The 15,526-nt window shown below is 74.5% G+C and carries 11 protein-coding genes; 6 read left to right on the forward strand and 5 right to left on the reverse strand.

Annotated features, from left to right (window positions below):
* Window positions 1–33: 33 nt before the first annotated feature.
* Entirely contained in the window at window positions 34–795 is a 762-nt protein-coding gene (locus EBO36_RS10620; protein ID WP_122824596.1) for an SDR family NAD(P)-dependent oxidoreductase, read from the reverse strand.
* A gap of 191 nt (window positions 796–986) precedes the next feature.
* Between EBO36_RS10620 and proC the strand changes: the two genes are divergently transcribed.
* The 4 genes from proC to EBO36_RS10640 all read left to right on the forward strand — a co-directional run bounded on the left by proC (window position 987) and on the right by EBO36_RS10640 (window position 4,997).
* Window positions 987–1,799 (forward strand): pyrroline-5-carboxylate reductase, encoded by an 813-nt coding sequence (gene proC / locus EBO36_RS10625; RefSeq protein ID WP_122824597.1) that lies wholly within the window; start codon window positions 987–989, stop codon window positions 1,797–1,799.
* A 176-nt stretch (window positions 1,800–1,975) separates the two neighbouring features.
* Window positions 1,976–2,980, forward strand: a complete 1,005-nt coding sequence (locus tag EBO36_RS10630; protein WP_122824598.1) for a putative F420-0 ABC transporter substrate-binding protein — start codon at window positions 1,976–1,978, stop codon at window positions 2,978–2,980.
* On the forward strand, window positions 2,977–4,122 hold the full coding sequence (locus tag EBO36_RS10635; protein WP_387967703.1) for a putative F420-0 ABC transporter permease subunit: 1,146 nt from the start codon (window positions 2,977–2,979) through the stop codon (window positions 4,120–4,122). Before EBO36_RS10630 ends, EBO36_RS10635 begins: the two co-directional genes overlap by 4 nt.
* Entirely contained in the window at window positions 4,119–4,997 is an 879-nt protein-coding gene (locus tag EBO36_RS10640) for an ABC transporter ATP-binding protein (RefSeq protein ID WP_342352714.1), read from the forward strand. The genes EBO36_RS10635 and EBO36_RS10640 overlap by 4 nt, the downstream gene beginning before the upstream one ends.
* 237 nt (window positions 4,998–5,234) lie before the next feature.
* On the opposite strand, the gene cofE is transcribed toward EBO36_RS10640, so the two are convergent.
* The 3 genes from cofE to EBO36_RS10655 form a co-directional block, all read right to left on the reverse strand.
* Window positions 5,235–5,987 (reverse strand): coenzyme F420-0:L-glutamate ligase, encoded by a 753-nt coding sequence (gene cofE, locus EBO36_RS10645; protein WP_122825617.1) that lies wholly within the window; start codon window positions 5,985–5,987, stop codon window positions 5,235–5,237.
* 10 nt (window positions 5,988–5,997) lie between these two features.
* On the reverse strand, window positions 5,998–6,996 hold the full coding sequence (locus EBO36_RS10650; protein ID WP_122824599.1) for a TIGR03557 family F420-dependent LLM class oxidoreductase: 999 nt from the start codon (window positions 6,994–6,996) through the stop codon (window positions 5,998–6,000).
* Between the two features lie 180 nt (window positions 6,997–7,176).
* A complete protein-coding gene (locus tag EBO36_RS10655; protein ID WP_164471437.1) occupies window positions 7,177–10,344 on the reverse strand; it encodes a glycoside hydrolase family 84 protein in 3,168 nt (1,055 codons plus the stop codon).
* A gap of 257 nt (window positions 10,345–10,601) precedes the next feature.
* Between EBO36_RS10655 and valS the strand changes: the two genes are divergently transcribed.
* Both valS and EBO36_RS10665 read left to right on the forward strand, forming a co-directional pair.
* Entirely contained in the window at window positions 10,602–13,331 is a 2,730-nt protein-coding gene (gene valS, locus EBO36_RS10660; protein WP_122824601.1) for a valine--tRNA ligase, read from the forward strand.
* A gap of 13 nt (window positions 13,332–13,344) precedes the next feature.
* Window positions 13,345–15,168, forward strand: coding sequence for an AMP-dependent synthetase/ligase (locus EBO36_RS10665; RefSeq protein WP_122824602.1), 1,824 nt, complete (start codon window positions 13,345–13,347; stop codon window positions 15,166–15,168).
* A gap of 10 nt (window positions 15,169–15,178) precedes the next feature.
* On the opposite strand, the gene EBO36_RS10670 is transcribed toward EBO36_RS10665, so the two are convergent.
* Complete coding sequence (locus EBO36_RS10670) at window positions 15,179–15,490, reverse strand: chorismate mutase (protein WP_122824603.1); 312 nt, start codon at window positions 15,488–15,490, stop codon at window positions 15,179–15,181.
* Between the last annotated feature and the right edge of the window lie 36 nt (window positions 15,491–15,526).

Consider the following 15,526-nt stretch of genomic DNA (forward strand, 5'->3'; position numbering starts at 1 on the left):
CCCGCCAGCCCTCGCCCCGCCGCCCGGTGCGGGCTAGTCCCGGGCGACGAGGTGGTTGGCCGCCTGGGCGCGCGGGCGGATGACGAGGGAGTCGATGTTCACGTGGTGGGGGCGCTCGAGCGTCCACGCGATCGCCTCGGCGACGTCCTCGGCGACGAGGGGCTCGGCCACCCCCTGGTAGACGCGGGCGGCGGCCTCGGGGTCGCCGAGGCGGTTGAGCGAGAACTCCTCGGTGCGGACCATGCCCGGCGCGATCTCGATGACCCGGACCGGCTGGCCCACGAGCTCCTGGCGCAGGGTGGTGGCGATGACCCGCTCGGCGTGCTTGGCGGCGACGTAACCGCCGCCGCCCGGGTAGGTGTCGTACGCGGCGGTCGAGGTGACGACGAGGACGTCGCCCGCCCCGCTCGCCCGCAGGTCGGGCAGGAGCGCCTGCGTGAGCCGCAGGGTGGCGAGGACGTTGCGGTCGTACATCGCCTGCCAGTCCTCCCACCGGCCCTGCTCGACGGTGTCGGCCCCCACGGCGCCGCCCGCGTTGTTCACCAGGGAGCGCACGCCCCCGCTCGCCCGCACGTGGGCGACGAGGGCCTCGGTCTCCTTGGGGGAGGTGAGGTCCGCGGCGTACCACTGGCAGCCCGTCTCGGCGGCGAGCGCCTCCAGCCGCTCCGCCCGGCGTGCGGTCGCCAGCACGTCCCACCCGCCGGCCCGCAGCCGACGGACCGTGGCGGCGCCGATCCCGCTGGAGGCGCCGGTGACCAGGGCGCGGCGGACGGGCGGGCTCGGCAGGGTCGTCATGACCCGATCCTGCCGCACGCCCGGCCGCCCCGCGTTGGTGCGCCGCCGCGCCCGACGCGTCCGCCCCGCCGCCTCACCGGACCGGGGACCGGGGAGCGGGGACCGGGCAGCGGGGCGGCGGACGTTCGCCGCCCCCGCGGCCCCCCGCCCGGGATACTGGCCGCACACCGTACGAGCGAGGGAGCGCACACATGTTGGTCGGGTTCATCGGCGCCGGCACCATGGCCGGCGCGATCGTCCGCGGGATCACCGCCGCGGGCGTCGTCGCGGCCCAGGACGTCGTCGTCACCGACACGCGCCCCGAGGCGGCGACGGCGCTGCGCGAGGCCGTCGGTGTCACCGTCGCCTCCTCCGCCGGCGAGCTCGTGGCGGCGTGCGACGTCGTCGTCCTCGCGGTCAAGCCCCAGGTCCTGCCGGCGGTCCTCGCGGACGTCGCCGGCGACGTCGGGCGCCGCCGGCCCCTCGTCGTGTCCATCGCGGCGGGCGTCTCGCTGGCCACCCTCACCGGGGCGCTGCCCACCGGCACCGCCGTCGTCCGGGTGATGCCCAACGTCAACGCCATGATCGGGGCCGGCATGGCCGCCGTGTGCGGCAACGACGCCGCGAGCGCGGACGACGTCGAGCTGGTGCGCCGGCTCTTCGCGGCCGTCGGCGACGCCGTCGTGCTGCCCGAGCGGGACTTCTCCACCTACACCGCGATCGCCGGGTCGGCGCCCGCCTTCGCCTTCGCGTTCATCGACGCGCTCGCCCGCGGGGCCGTGAAGAACGGGATGCCCAAGGCCCTGGCCACGCAGATCGCCGCGCAGACCGTCCTCGGCAGCGCCCGGATGGTCCTCGAGCGGGCCGACGACGGCGTCACCCCCGCCGACCTCGTCGACATGGTGAGCTCCCCCGGCGGCACGACGGTGGCCGGCACGGTCGCCATGGACGAGGCCGGGTTCGGGCCGGCGGTCGTCCGGGGCGTGCAGGCCACCATCGACCGGGACCGCGAGCTCGGCGGCTGAGCACGCAGGCCCGAGCCGGGCCGGCCTCAGCGGGCCGCCGCGCTCCGGTGCGGCGTAAGATCGGCGGCGGACCTCCGGCGGCACCCCTACCGGCTCCTGGGCCTCGAGCATGGGCCCGCGGTCCCCGCGCGGCGCTGTGACTGCGTACCCCCTCCCGCCCCCGCCCTGGAGCCCGCGTGCCGCGCCGTACCCGTCCCCTGCTCACCGCCGCCCTCGTCGCCGGCGCCCTCGCCGCCTGCGCCGCCCCGCCCGACGGCGCCGCGCCGGCCACGCCCGAGCCCGGCGCGTCGACGTCCGGCTTCCCGCTGGAGGTGACCACCTGCGGGCTCACCACCACCCTCGAGGCACCGCCGCAGCGCATCGTCACCATCAAGTCCTCCGCGACCGAGCTCGTGCTCGCCCTCGGGGCGGGCGACCGCCTGGTCGGCACGGCGTTCGCCGACGGCGACCTGCCGCCCGACCTCGCCGACGCCGCCCCGCCGGTCCTCGCCGAGCAGAACCCCGCCGCCGAGGCGGTGCTCGACCTCGAGCCCGACTTCGTCTACGCCGGCTGGGAGTCCAACCTCAGCGCGGACGGCGCCGGCGAGCGCGCGATGTACGAGGAGCTCGGCGTGGCCACCTACGTCGCACCCGCCGCGTGCAAGTCCCCCGAGCACCAGCCCGACCGCCTCACCTTCGAGCACGTCTTCGACGAGGTCACCGAGATGGGCCGGGTGCTCGGGGAGCCCGAGGCGGCCACGGAGCTCGTCGAGCGTCAGCGGGCGGAGCTCGCCGCCGTCGACCCGGCCGGGGAGGGGCGCACCGCCCTGTGGTACTCCTCCGGCTCGGACACCCCCTACGTCGGTGCGGGCATCGGGGCGCCGCAGATGCTCATGGACGCCGTGGGGCTGGAGAACATCGCCGCCGACGTCGCGGACACCTGGACATCGCTGTCGTGGGAGGCGGTCGCCGACCGCGATCCCGACGTCATCGTCCTCGTCGACTCGGCCTGGAACACCGCCGAGCACAAGCGGGAGATCCTCAGCGCCAACCCCGTCACCGCCGCGCTGCCCGCGGTGATCGAGGAGCGGTTCGTCGTCGTCGAGTTCCCCGCGGCCGAGGCCGGCGTGCGCAACGTCCCCGCGGCCGCCGACCTCGCCGCGCAGCTCGCGGCGCTCGACCTGGGCGAGCCCGTGCCGTGACGGGGACCGCGGCCGGACGCGCCGGCACCCGGCGCGCCACCCGGCGCCCGGGTGCGGCCGGCGGGCGCGGGCCCGACGGTGTGAGCGGGACGGGCGGGACGGGCGGGAGGCACGGTGCTCGCACCGGAACCGTCGCCGTCGTCCTCCTGGTCCTGCTCGTCGCGACCGCGACCTGGGCGGTGACCGTCGGCCCCGCGGGCATCACCCCGGCCCAGGTGTGGACGTCGGCGTGGCACGAGCTGTGCTCGCTCGCCGCCCGCGGCGCCGCCGTGTGCGGTCCCGACCCCCTGACGACCATCGAGCGGGCCATCGTCTGGGACGGGCGCGCTCCCCGGGTGGTCGGTGCGGCCGTCGTGGGCGCGGGTCTGGCGGTGTGCGGCGCGGTCATGCAGGCGCTCACCCGCAACCCGCTGGCGGACCCCTACCTCCTCGGTGTCTCCTCCGGCGCCTCCGTCGGCGCCGTCGCCGTGCTCGTCCTCGGCGTCTCGGTCCTGCTGCCCGTCGCCGCGTTCGTCGGTGCGCTCGGCGCGCTCGTCCTCACCCTGGCGCTCGCCACCGGCCGCGGCGGCGGCCTCTCGCCGGTGCGGACGGTGCTCGCCGGCGTCGCCGTCGCCCAGGCCTGCTCGGCGGCGGTGAGCATCGTCATCTTCACCTCCGCCACCGGTGACTCCTACCGGGAGGTGCTCTCCTGGCTGCTGGGGTCCCTCGGCGGGACGACGTGGAACGAGACGCTCCTCGCCCTCGGGGCCCTCGCCGTCGTGGGGACGTTCCTCGTGGCGCAGGGCCGCGCGCTGGACGCCTTCACCTTCGGTGACGTGTCGGCGGCCGCGCTGGGCGTCGACGTCCGGCGGACCCGCTGGCTGCTCCTCGTCGCCGTGGCGCTGCTCGCCGGCGTCCTGGTGAGCATCTCCGGCTCGATCGGCTTCGTCGGGCTCGTCCTGCCGCACGCGGTGCGCCTCCTCGTCGGGGCCCGCCACCACCGCCTGCTGCCCCTGGCGGCGATCGCCGGCGCCGTCTTCCTCCTCCTCGCCGACACCGCCGCCCGCAGCGTGCTGGCCCCGCAGGAGCTGCCCGTCGGGGTCCTCACCGCGGCCATCGGGGCGCCCGTGTTCGCCGTCCTCCTGCGCCGGGGCGCGCGGTGAGCGCCCGGAGGGCCGGCGGGCGCGCGGGCGGGCGGCCGGGCCCGCACCCGGCCGCGCCCGGGGGCGACCTCAGCCCAGACCCAGAAGTCACCCCGCCCGGAGCCGGGCCGTCCCTCACCGTCGCCGGCCTGCGCTTCGCCGTCACCGGGGTCCCGATCCTCACCGGCGTCGACGCCACCGTCCCGGCGGGGTCGCTGAGCGCCGTCGTCGGCCCGAACGGGTCGGGCAAGTCGACGCTGCTGCGGCTCCTCGCCGGGGCCGCCGCGCCCGACGCCGGGACCGTGCTCCTCGACGCCCGCGACCTCACGGCGCTGCCCCGCCGCGAGCGGGCGCGCGAGCTCGCGCTGGTGGAGCAGGACGCGACGGCCGAGGTCGACCTCGGTGTGCTCGACGTCGTCCTCCTGGGGCGCACGCCCCACCGCCCCCGCTGGGGCGGGGACTCCGAGGACGACCTCGCCGTCGCCCGGGCCGCCCTCGCCCGCGCCGGCGCCGCGGACCTCGCCGGGCGCGCCTTCGCCACCCTCTCGGGCGGGGAGCGTCAGCGGGTCCACCTGGCCCGCGCCCTGGCGCAGCAGCCCCGGCTGCTCCTCCTCGACGAGCCCACCAACCACCTCGACGTCGCGGCGCAGCTCGCCGTGCTGTCGCTGGCGCGCACCCTCGCCGGCACGGGCGTCACCGTGCTCGCCGCGTTGCACGACCTCAGCTCCGCGCTGCGCTGGTGCGACCACGTCCTCGTCCTCGAGGCCGGCCGCGTGGTCGCCGCCGGGCCGCCGCGCGAGGTCCTCACGCCCGACCTCGTGGGAAGCGTGTACGGGGTGCGCGCGCGCCGGGTCCACGTCGAGGGGCAGGACCTGCTCCTCTTCGACCCCGCGTAGGGGCGCCGGCACCTGGCGCCGCGCTGGCGCGAAACAGCGAACTCGGCATCAAACACGCGAACTCGGCACGCGAGGGGGCGCCGAGTTCGCCATTCCGTGCCCAGTTCGCCATTCCCGGCTAGCGAACTCGGCATCAACTAGCGAACTCGACGGGAGGACGGGCGCCGAGTTCGCCATTCCGTGCCCAGTTCGCCACTCCGTGCCACATCGGACGACGCCGCACGCACACCGGCGGCGTCAGTCGTCGGTGACGGCGTGCCGGAAGAGGTCCTCCTCCGGCGGGCGCACGAGCGAACGCGCGCCCTCGCCGTCCTCGGTGGTGACCAGGTGGCCCATGCCCCGGACGACGGCGACCGGCCGGCCCGCGACCTTGCCCTTGACCAGCTCGGCGGCGGCGGCGATCTCGTCCGCGGTGGCGATGATGCTCGACTGGAGCGCGCGACCGTACGCGTCCTTCTCCCCCCGCATGTCGAGCAGGAGCACGACGCCCGCGGCACCGATCGCGAGGTCCGCCACGCCGCGCCGCCACGGGCGCCCCGCGGTGTCCGTGACGAGGACGCCGGGGCGGGCTCCGAGCCGGGCGTGCAGGCCCCGGCGGAGCCGCCGCGCGGACGCGTCGGGGTCCTCGGGCAGGAGCAGCGCCGTGCCGGGCGGCACGTCGGAGGTGTCGACGCCGGCAGCCGCCATCACCAGCCCCTGGGGGGTCTCGACGATGCGCAGCACGCCGCCGTCCGGGCGGTCGCGCTCGGCGACGACGCGCACCGTCTGGGCCGCGATGGCCGCGTCACGCTCGGCGTCGTCGCGGGCGGGCACGAGGCGGCGCTCGGCCTTGGCGACCACCTTGCTCGCGACGACGACGACGTCGCCGTCCGCGAGCCCGGTGGAACCGTCGGGCCAGCTCAGGGCGCCGAGCACGGGGGCGAGGACGGCGGCGAGGTCGTCACCGCCGGAGATCATGGGGACGCCGTCGGGCGCCTGGGCGAGGAGCATCGACGCCACGTCAGCGGGAGAGCTGGGGCAGGACGTCGCGGCCGAACACCTCGAGCCACTCGCGCTGGTTGCGGCCGACGTTGTGGAGGTAGATGCGGTCGAACCCGAGGTCGACGTACTTCTGGATCTCCGCCCGGTGGACGTCGGGGTCGGCGGAGATGACCATCCGTCCGGCGAAGTCCTCCGCGCGGACGAGCTTGGCCATCGCGGCGAAGTCGAAGGGCGAGCGGATGTCCGCCTTGGGGAACTTCATGCCGCCGTTGGGCCACTGGTCCATGGCGTTGGCCAGCGCCTCCTCGTCGGTGGGCGCCCACGACAGGTGGAGCTGGAGCACCTTCGGCATGGTGTCCGGGTCCTTGCCGGCCTCGCGGGCACCGGCGGCGAACTTCTCGAAGAGCGAGCCGATCTTCTCCAGCGGGGCGCCGACGGTGATGAGGCCGTCGGCGTGCTTGCCCGCCCGCTTGGCGGTCACCGGTCCCCCGGTGGCCACGAGGATCGGCGGGGCCTCCTCGGGCATGGTCCACAGCCGGGTGGACTCGAGCTTGTAGTACGTGCCCGCGTGCTTGGTGTCCTTGCCCGCGAGGGAGGCGGTGAAGAGCTTGCGGATGATCTCGATCGCCTCGAACATCCGGTTGATGCGCTCGGGCGCCTCGGGCCAGTAGCCCCCGGTGATGTGCTCGTTGAGCGCCTCGCCGGACCCCAGCCCGAGCCAGTGGCGGCCCGGGTACATCGCCGCGAGCGTCGCCGACGCCTGGGCGACCATCGCGGGGTGCCACCGGAACGTCGGCGCGGTCACGCCGGGCCCGAAGTCACCGCGGGTCCGCTCGCCGACGGCGGTGAGCACGTTCCACACGAAGGCCGACTGCCCCTGGGTGGGCGTCCACGGCTGGAAGTGGTCGGCGGCCATCACCCCGGAGAAGCCGTGGTCCTCGGCGAGGGCGGAGTAGTCGACCGCCTCGGTGGGGTGGAACTGCTCGAGCGCGGCCGCATATCCGATCGTCAGCGTCATGGTCCCAGTGTGTCAGGACCACCCCCGTCCCCGTGTGCCAGGAGCGCCACCGAGCGGCTGGGGTGAGCAGGGCAACAGGGCCATGGCCGAGTCCGGACATGGCGGTGGCCCGCGCAGCGTGCTGCGCGGGCCACCGCTTCCTGGGCCAGCCCGTTGCCGCCGGACAGCCCGTCGCCTGGGTCAGCCGCGCACGGCCACCCGGCGGCGGGTCACCAGGACGCCGGCCAGACCGGCCAGCAGCAGGCCGACCGCGGCCAGCAGGCCCGTCGTGGCGCCCGTCGCACCGGTCGAGGGCAGGTCGCCGCCGCCCGGCGCCGTCGGGCGGCCCGAACCGTCACCGGAGGGGTCGACCCCGCCCGTCGGGCCGGGGTCGGCCGTCGGGTCGGTCCCCCCGCTCGGGGGCTCCGTCGTGGGCGGCTCCGTCGTCGGGGGCTCGGTCGTGGGCGGCTCCGTCGTGGGCGGCTCCGTCGTCGGCGGCTCCGTCGTCGGGGGCTCCGTCGTCGGGGGCTCCGTGGTCGGGGGCTCCGTGGTCGGGGGCTCCGTGGTCGGGGGCTCCGTGGTCGGGGGCTCCGTGGGCTCCGGGACGCCGACCGGCCCGCCCTCGCGGGCGACCACCTCGACGATGCGCGGGGCGTCGCTGCCGGCCTCGAGCACGAGGCGCACGGCCGTCACCGGCCCGTCGACGTCGACCGCGGTCTCGTGGAAGACGTCACCCTCGGTGAGCTCGCCCACCGTGACCCACTCGCCGTCGACCTCGACCTGGATCTCGCCGACGCCGGTCCCGACCACGGCGACCGACCCGACGGGGCGGGCCTCGGCGAAGTTCCGGGTGATGTGCGAGCCCTCGACGGGCGCCTCGGCGGCCTGGTAGGCCGTCTCGACGTCACCGTCGAAGGCGCGCTGCACGCCCTCGTTCACGGCGTTGGGCAGGTTGCTCTCGAACTCCGTCGACGGCGCGGAGACGATGAACTCGCGGATCTTCACCCACTGCCCACCCGGGTTGGACGCCGACGCGGCCAGCCGCACGAACCGCGCCTGGACGGGGACGTCGAACTCGTGCGTGATGAGTGGGCTGGCGGTGTACTGGCCGACGTCGGTCCAGCTCGTGCCGTCCGTCGAGTAGCGCAGGACGGCGTTGTAGAACATGTCGCCGGTCTGGGTGTCGCCGTCGGACTGGTGGACCGCGATGCGGCCGATCTCCCGGACCGCGCCGAGGTCCACCTGGACGTGCTGGCCGCTGGTCCCAGCCTGGTTGGACCAGTACAGGGTGCCGAGGTTGCCGTCGACCATGCGGGCGGTGGAGAAGTCCTGCCAGGTGCCCATCGAGCTCGACGGGGTCGCCGGGTAGCCGGTCCCCGGACCCAGCGGCTCGGCGCCGAGCCACTCGACGTAGGCGTCCATGGCCTCCTCCGAGAACGCGTCGAAGACGCCGTCGCCGACGGCCGGGACGATCCGGTCGGGCTGGGGCACGCCGTCCCCGCCTGCGTCGTCGACGGTCGGGCGCGTCGTCAGCGCGATGTCGTCCTGCGCGGCGAAGAGGGCCTCGGTGGCGGGGTTGCCGTAGCGGTCCTCGAGGGCGGCGAGCATGTCCGTCTCGTGGAGGAGGGCGTCGGCCCACTGCGCGGCGGCGTCGGCCCACGGCTCGACGTCGACCGCGAAGCCCGGCTCCGCCATCTGCGGCAGGACCTCCGGCAGCGAGGCGATGAGCGCGAGCCGCTCGCGCAGGGCGGTCCGCCCGGCGTCCTCGCCGGCCTCGTACGCGTCCCAGAAGGCCTCGACGTCGGCGGACAGCGCCGGCGCGTACACGACGTCCTCGCGGTACGGCCAGCTCTGGTTGAGGTCGGCGAACGCGGTGAGCGCGGCCTGCACCGCCGGGTCGGGGCCGGCGAGCTCGGCGAGCGCGTGCGCCATCGACGCCTCGGCGTCGTAGGCCAGCGGGTTCCACGAGTAGTCGGCGTAGTTGCCCAGTGCCGGCAGGGAGGCGTACGGCTGGATGAGCGGGTTCGACGTGATGCCGTCGATGTGCTGGTAGAGCTCGGGCGCGCGCCCGGTCAGCGGGTTGAGGAAGAGCCGGTTCCGGCGGCCGTCGTTGACCGGGAAGTTGTCCCAGATGTAGAGGTGGTCGGTGCGGTAGGTCGCGGAGGCCCGCTGCACCGACTCCACGGTGATGGTGTCGGAGAAGACGCCCTCACCGGTCCACTGGATGAGCACGTCCTCGTCGAGACGCTCGCCGAACCGCGCCTTGTAGCCCCACTGGTCCGGGGCGGAGCCGTCGTAGAGCGTCGGCACCGTCTGCAGCGGCTCAAGGTCCTCGGGCTCGACCCACTCCCGCTGGACGCGGTTGAGGTAGTCGGTCTGCGCGTCGGCCAGGCCGAGGAGGTTCGTCTGGTTGGGGTACGCCGCCTGGTCGGCGGCGCACCGCAGCTCCCAGGGGATGTCGTCGAGAGCGATGTAGAACGAGTCGACGCCCAGGTCCCGCAGCTGCTCGAACTTGTTGATCGTCGCCTGGTAGTCCTCCTCGGAGGAGTAGCAGATCGAGTTGCCCGGGGAGAGCGCGAAGGTGAAGTCGACGTGGTGGCGGTTGGCCTGGTCGATGAGCTCGGCGATCTGGGCAAGCTCGTCGCCCTCGTACAGCTCACGCCAGTTCGCCCGCAGCAGCAGGTCGTCCTTGGGCGTGTAGATGTACGTGTTCATCTTGTGCTCGCCGGAGTACTCGAGCAGGTCGAGCCGCGCCTGGTGCGACCACGGGATGCCGTAGAAGCCCTCGATGGCGCCACGCACCGACATGAGCGGCATGTCCCGCACCCGGAACGCCGGGACGGTGCCGTCCTGCACCACCTGGCGCAGCGTCTGCGTGGCGTAGTAGCTGCCCGTGTCGTCCACGCCGTTGAGGACCAGCACGGGGGCGCCGTCGTGGGTGCCGTTGGCGATGACGTAACCGTCGCCGTTGAGCCCCTCCGCGTTCGCGACGTCGAAGGCGTCGAGCAGCGTGGCGATCTCCGGGTTGGCCGCCGTGGTACCGAGGTAGACGTCGACGCCGGGTCCGGCCGCGGGCGCCACGGTCGCGGCGCCCCCGGCCGCGGCGACGATCTCCTCGAGCGCCTCGACCGCCGACGCGTCGGCCCCCTCGCCGACGACGATGGTCACCGGTCCGGCCAGGCTCACCGGGACGCCCTCGGCCGCGATGGCCAGAGGCACGGGGTAGATGTCGGGCACCCCCTCGACGGCCTCCGCCGGTGCGGCGGTGAGGCCCGCAGGGGTGAGGACGGCACAGGCGACGGCGGCGGCAGCTGCCAGGCCGACCGCCCGCCTCCGTCCTGGGGTGCTGCGCGGTATCGCGACGTTCACGATCACTTCTCTCGACGTGGGGGCAAGGGGGGCGGACGGTCCCCGTGACGCCGGGCACCGAAACGATTCAGAGTGTGCCACCCGTCACAGGGTCGGAGAAGGGTTTCCGACGCTCGTATACGAAAGTGTGAGAGGCCGGCCGGCGTCGGCTGCATGCCCCGGCTCCCTGGCGCCGTGCGGCAACGAGCCGCACGGCACACCTCGCACGCCCGGGCCCCCCGCGGGCGCACCGCCCTGACGTGGAAGAATGGTCTGCCATGACCGACGCGCACGCTTCCCGCCCCGCTGCTCCCCTCCTGCCGACGGTCGCCGTACCGGACAAGGTGAGCGTCGACGGGCTCGAGGAGCGCTGGGACGCCCGCTGGAGCGAGAACGGCGTCTACGCCTTCGACCGCACCGCCGAGCGTGCCGAGGTCTACTCCATCGACACCCCGCCGCCGTCGGTCTCGGGCTCCCTCCACGTCGGGCATGTCTTCTCCTACACCCACACCGACGTCGTCGCCCGCTTCCAGCGCATGCGCGGCAAGCACGTCTTCTACCCCATGGGCTGGGACGACAACGGGCTGCCCACCGAGCGCCGCGTGCAGAACTACTACGGGGTCCGCTGCGACCCGTCGCTGCCCTACGACCCCGACTTCACCCCGCCCCACGCCGGCGGCGAGGGCAAGAGCATCAAGGCCGCGGACCAGGTGGCCGTCTCCCGCAAGAACTTCGTCGAGCTGTGCGAGCGCCTCACCGCTGAGGACGAGAAGCAGTTCGAGGCCCTGTGGCGCCACGTCGGCCTCAGCGTCGACTGGTCGCACCACTACCAGACCATCGGCCGCAGTGCGCAGCAGGTCGCCCAGACCGCGTTCCTGCGCAACCTCGGGCGCGGGGAGGCCTACCAGGCGGCCGCGCCGGGGCTGTGGGACGTGACGTTCCAGACCGCGGTGGCCCAGGCCGAGCTCGAGGCGCGCGACTACCCGGGCCACTACCACCGCGTCGCGTTCGCCCTCACCGACCCCGACGGCGAGGCGGCGACGACGGCCAGCCAGCGCACCGACACCGTCCACGACGGCGCCGTCTACATCGAGACGACCCGCCCGGAGCTGCTGCCGGCGGTCGTCGCCCTCATCGCCCACCCCGACGACGAGCGTTACGCCTCGCTCATCGGCACCACCGTCCGCTCCCCCCTCTTCGGGGTGGAGGTCCCCGTGGTCGCGCACCCGGCCGCTGAGCCGGACAAGGGCACCGGCATCGTCATGTGCTGCACGTTCGGCGACCTCACCGACGTCCAGTGGTGGCGCGAGCTCGACCTGCCCATGCGCTCGGTCATCCGCCGCGACGGCCGCCTGCTCGACGAGTGCCCCGACTGGATCACCAGCGCCGCCGGGCGCGAGCTCTGGGAGACGCAGCTCGCCGGCAAGACGACGTTCAGCGCGCGCCAGCAGGTCGTCGACGCGCTCCGGGCGAGCGGGGAGCTCGCCGGCGAGCCGGTGGCCACGCAGCGCAAGGCGAACTTCTTCGAGCGGGGCGAGAAGCCCCTGGAGATCGTCACCTCCCGCCAGTGGTACATCCGCAACGGCGGCCGGCCCGCCACCGACGCCCGGGGCCGGGACCTGCGCGAGGGCCTGCTCGAGCGCGGCGAGGAGCTCGACTTCCACCCGGACTTCATGAAGGTCCGGTACGAGAACTGGGTCCGCGGCCTCAACGGCGACTGGCTCGTCTCGCGCCAGCGCTTCTTCGGCGTCCCCATCCCCGTCTGGTACGCCGTCGGCGAGGACGGCGAGGTGGACCACTCCACCGTGCTCACCCCTGACGAGGCGTCGCTTCCGGTGGACCCCAGCAGCGACACCCCGCCCGGGTACCGCCCCGAGCAGCGCGGCGTGCCCGGCGGCTTCGTCGGCGAGGTCGACGTCATGGACACGTGGGCGACGTCCTCGCTCACCCCGCAGATCGCGGGCGGCTGGCTGCGCGACGAGGACCTGTTCGCCCGGGTCTACCCCATGGACCTGCGCCCCCAGGGCCAGGACATCATCCGCACCTGGCTCTTCTCCACGGTCCTGCGCGCGCACCTGGAGTTCGACGGCCTCCCCTGGCGGCACGCCGCGATCTCCGGATGGATCCTCGACCCGGACCGCAAGAAGATGTCGAAGTCCAAGGGCAACGTCGTCACTCCCATGGACCTCCTGCGCGAGCACGGCTCGGACGCGGTGCGCTACTGGGCCGCCTCGGCCCGCCTCGGCACCGACGCCGCCTTCGAGGTCGGCCAGATGAAGATCGGGCGCCGCCTCGCCATCAAGGTCCTCAACGCCTCGAAGTTCGCCCTCACCATGGGCGGGGACGCACCCGCCACCCTGGACCCGTCCGCGGTCACCGAGCCGGTCGACCGCGCGCTGCTCGCCGAGCTGGCCGACGTCGTCGAGCGCGCCACGGCCGCCCTCGAGCTCTACGACCACACGCGGGCGCTCGAGGTCACCGAGACGTTCTTCTGGACCTTCTGCGACGACTACCTCGAGCTCGTCAAGGACCGTGCCTACGACTCCGAGGGGACGTACCCCGCCGCGGCCGTCGCCTCCGCGCGCGCGGCGCTCGCCGTCACCATCGACGTGGTCCTGCGCCTGCTCGCCCCCGTGCTGCCCTTCGCCACCGAGGAGGTCTGGAGCTGGTGGCGGGAGGGCTCCGTCCACGCGGCCTCGTGGCCCGTGTCGGGCCCGCTGCGCGAGGCCGCCGGCGACGCCGACCCGGGCGTGCTCACCGTCACCGGCCAGGCGCTCGCCGCGCTCCGCAAGGTGAAGTCCGAGGCCAAGGTCTCCCAGCGGACGACGTTCGCCCGCGTCCGGCTCGAGCTGCCGGCCGAGGACGTCGCCCGCGTCCAGGCCACGCTCGGCGACCTGCGGTCCGCCGGGCGGGTGCGCGGCGACCTCGAGGTCATGGGTGCCCAGACCGCGGAGACCGTCTCGGTCACCGCGCACGAGCTCGACGAGCCGACGCCCCGCAAGGGCTGAGAGAGGCACACCGATGACGGACGCCACGACGACCCGCCGCGAGGCCACCACGCCCGGCGTGGGCACCTTCACCCCCGACATGTCCATCCCGTGGATCCTCGCCCGGCGGGTGGAGAAGGCCGGCGACTCCCCGCTCTTCGAGCGCAAGTCCGCCCTGGGGGCGGGGTTCGTGCCGGTGACGGCGCGGACGTTCGCCGACGAGGTGGCCGCCGTCGCCAAGGGCTTCGTGGCGCTCGGCATCGCCCCCGGGGACCGCGTCGCGATCATGAGCCACACGAGCTACGAGTGGACCCTGCTCGACTTCGCCCTGTGGTCCGCGGGCGCCGTGCCGGTGCCCATCTACGAGACGTCCTCCGCCCAGCAGGTCGCCTGGATCCTCAGCAACTCCGGCGCCCGGCTCGCCATCACCGAGACCCACGCGCTCGGCGCCCTCGCCGAGCCGCTGGTCGGCACCGGCGCGCTCGAGCGGGTGCTGGTCCTCGCCGAGGGTGCCCTCACGGCGCTCACCGCCGCGGGCGCCGACGTCGACGCCGCCGAGGTGGCCCGGCGCACCGCCGGCGTGGGGATGGACTCCCTCGCCACGATCATCTACACCTCGGGGACGACGGGGCGTCCCAAGGGCGTCGAGCTCACCCACGGCAACTTCGTCACCCTCGTCGTCAACGGCGCGGACGACCCGCACTTCAGCCAGGTGGTGAGCGGACCCGACAAGCGCACGCTGGTCTTCATGCCGCTCGCCCACGTCTTCGCGCGCTTCGTCGAGGTGCTGTGCGTGTACTCCGGCGCCGTCATGGGGCACGTGCCGGACGCGCGCAACCTCGTCGCGGACCTGGGCGCCTTCCGACCCACGTTCCTCCTCGCCGTCCCCCGGGTCTTCGAGAAGGTGTACAACTCGGCCGACGCCAAGGCCGGCTCCGGCCTCAAGCAGCGCACGTTCCGCTGGGGCGCGAAGGTCGCCATCACCTACTCCCGCGCCCTGGAGACCGAGGACGGCCCCTCCGCCGCCCTCAAGGCCCAGCACGCCCTCGCCTCGCGTCTCGTCTACGGCAAGATCCGCGCCGCCATGGGCGGGACGCTGCAGTACGCCGTCTCGGGCGGCGCCCCGCTCGGTGAGCGTCTCGGACACTTCTTCCGCGGCATCGGCGTCGTCGTCCTCGAGGGCTACGGGCTCACCGAGTCGGGGGCGCCGACCACGGTCAACCGCCCCGGGCAGGTGAAGATCGGCACCGTCGGGCCGCCGTACCCCGGCACGTCGGTCCGGATCGCCGACGACGGCCAGGTCCTCGTCGCCGGGCCCAACGTCTTCCGCGGCTACCACGGCAACCCCGAGGCGACCGCCGCGGCGTTCGTCGACGGCTGGTTCGCCACCGGCGACCTCGGGACGATGGACGCCGACGGCTACGTGCGCATCACCGGCCGGCAGAAGGAGATCATCGTCACCGCCGGCGGGAAGAACGTGGCGCCGGCCGTCCTCGAGGACCGCCTGCGCGGCCACCCGCTCGTCTCCCAGGTCGTCGTCGTCGGCGACGGCAAGCCGTTCATCGGCGCGCTCGTCACCCTCGACGCGGACATGCTGCCGCAGTGGCTGGCCAACCACGGGCTGCCGACGATGACCGTGGCCCAGGCGACCACGAACCCCGACGTCCTCGCCGCGCTTGACCGGGCGGTCGCGCGGGCCAACGAGGCGGTCTCCCGGGCGGAGTCGATCCGCAAGATCACCGTCCTGCCGACCGACTTCACCGAGGCGAACGGCTACCTCACGCCGTCGATGAAGGTGAAGCGGGCGGCCGTGCTGCGCGACTTCGCGGGCGAGGTCGAGGCGCTGTACGGCGGCTGAGCGGCCGCGGCTAGCTGCGCGCCCGGGTCTCGGCCGCCTCGACGTGGTGCCGGATGACCTCCTCGACGATGAACGCGAGGAACTTCTCGGCGAACACCGGGTCGAGACCCGCCTCCTCCGCCAGCCGGCGCAGGCGGTCGACCTGACGGGCCTCCCGGGCGGGGTCCGAGGCCGGGAGCCCGAGGTCCGCCTTGAGCACGCCCACCCGCTGCGTGCACTTGAAGCGCTCGGCGAGCAGGTGGACCAGGGCGGCGTCGATGTTGTCGATGGTGCCGCGCGCCTGCGCGAGCTCGGGCGGGACGACGCCGGGGTTCTCGCTCATGGCCCGATCCTAGGCGCCGCGCGGCCCGTCCCGGCG

Origin of the sequence: Georgenia faecalis, from assembly GCF_003710105.1 — a bacterium.
Taxonomy (GTDB): domain Bacteria; phylum Actinomycetota; class Actinomycetes; order Actinomycetales; family Actinomycetaceae; genus Georgenia_A; species Georgenia_A faecalis.

Coding starts and splice junctions, on each gene's coding strand:
- EBO36_RS10650 (WP_122824599.1), bottom strand. CDS start 6,996: ATGACGCTGACGATCGGATATGCGGCCGCGCTCGAGCAGTTCCACCCC.
- EBO36_RS10620 (WP_122824596.1), bottom strand. CDS start 795: ATGACGACCCTGCCGAGCCCGCCCGTCCGCCGCGCCCTGGTCACCGGC.
- EBO36_RS10665 (WP_122824602.1), top strand. CDS start 13,345: ATGACGGACGCCACGACGACCCGCCGCGAGGCCACCACGCCCGGCGTG.
- EBO36_RS10670 (WP_122824603.1), bottom strand. CDS start 15,490: ATGAGCGAGAACCCCGGCGTCGTCCCGCCCGAGCTCGCGCAGGCGCGC.
- proC (WP_122824597.1), top strand. CDS start 987: ATGTTGGTCGGGTTCATCGGCGCCGGCACCATGGCCGGCGCGATCGTC.
- valS (WP_122824601.1), top strand. CDS start 10,602: ATGACCGACGCGCACGCTTCCCGCCCCGCTGCTCCCCTCCTGCCGACG.
- cofE (WP_122825617.1), bottom strand. CDS start 5,987: ATGCTCCTCGCCCAGGCGCCCGACGGCGTCCCCATGATCTCCGGCGGT.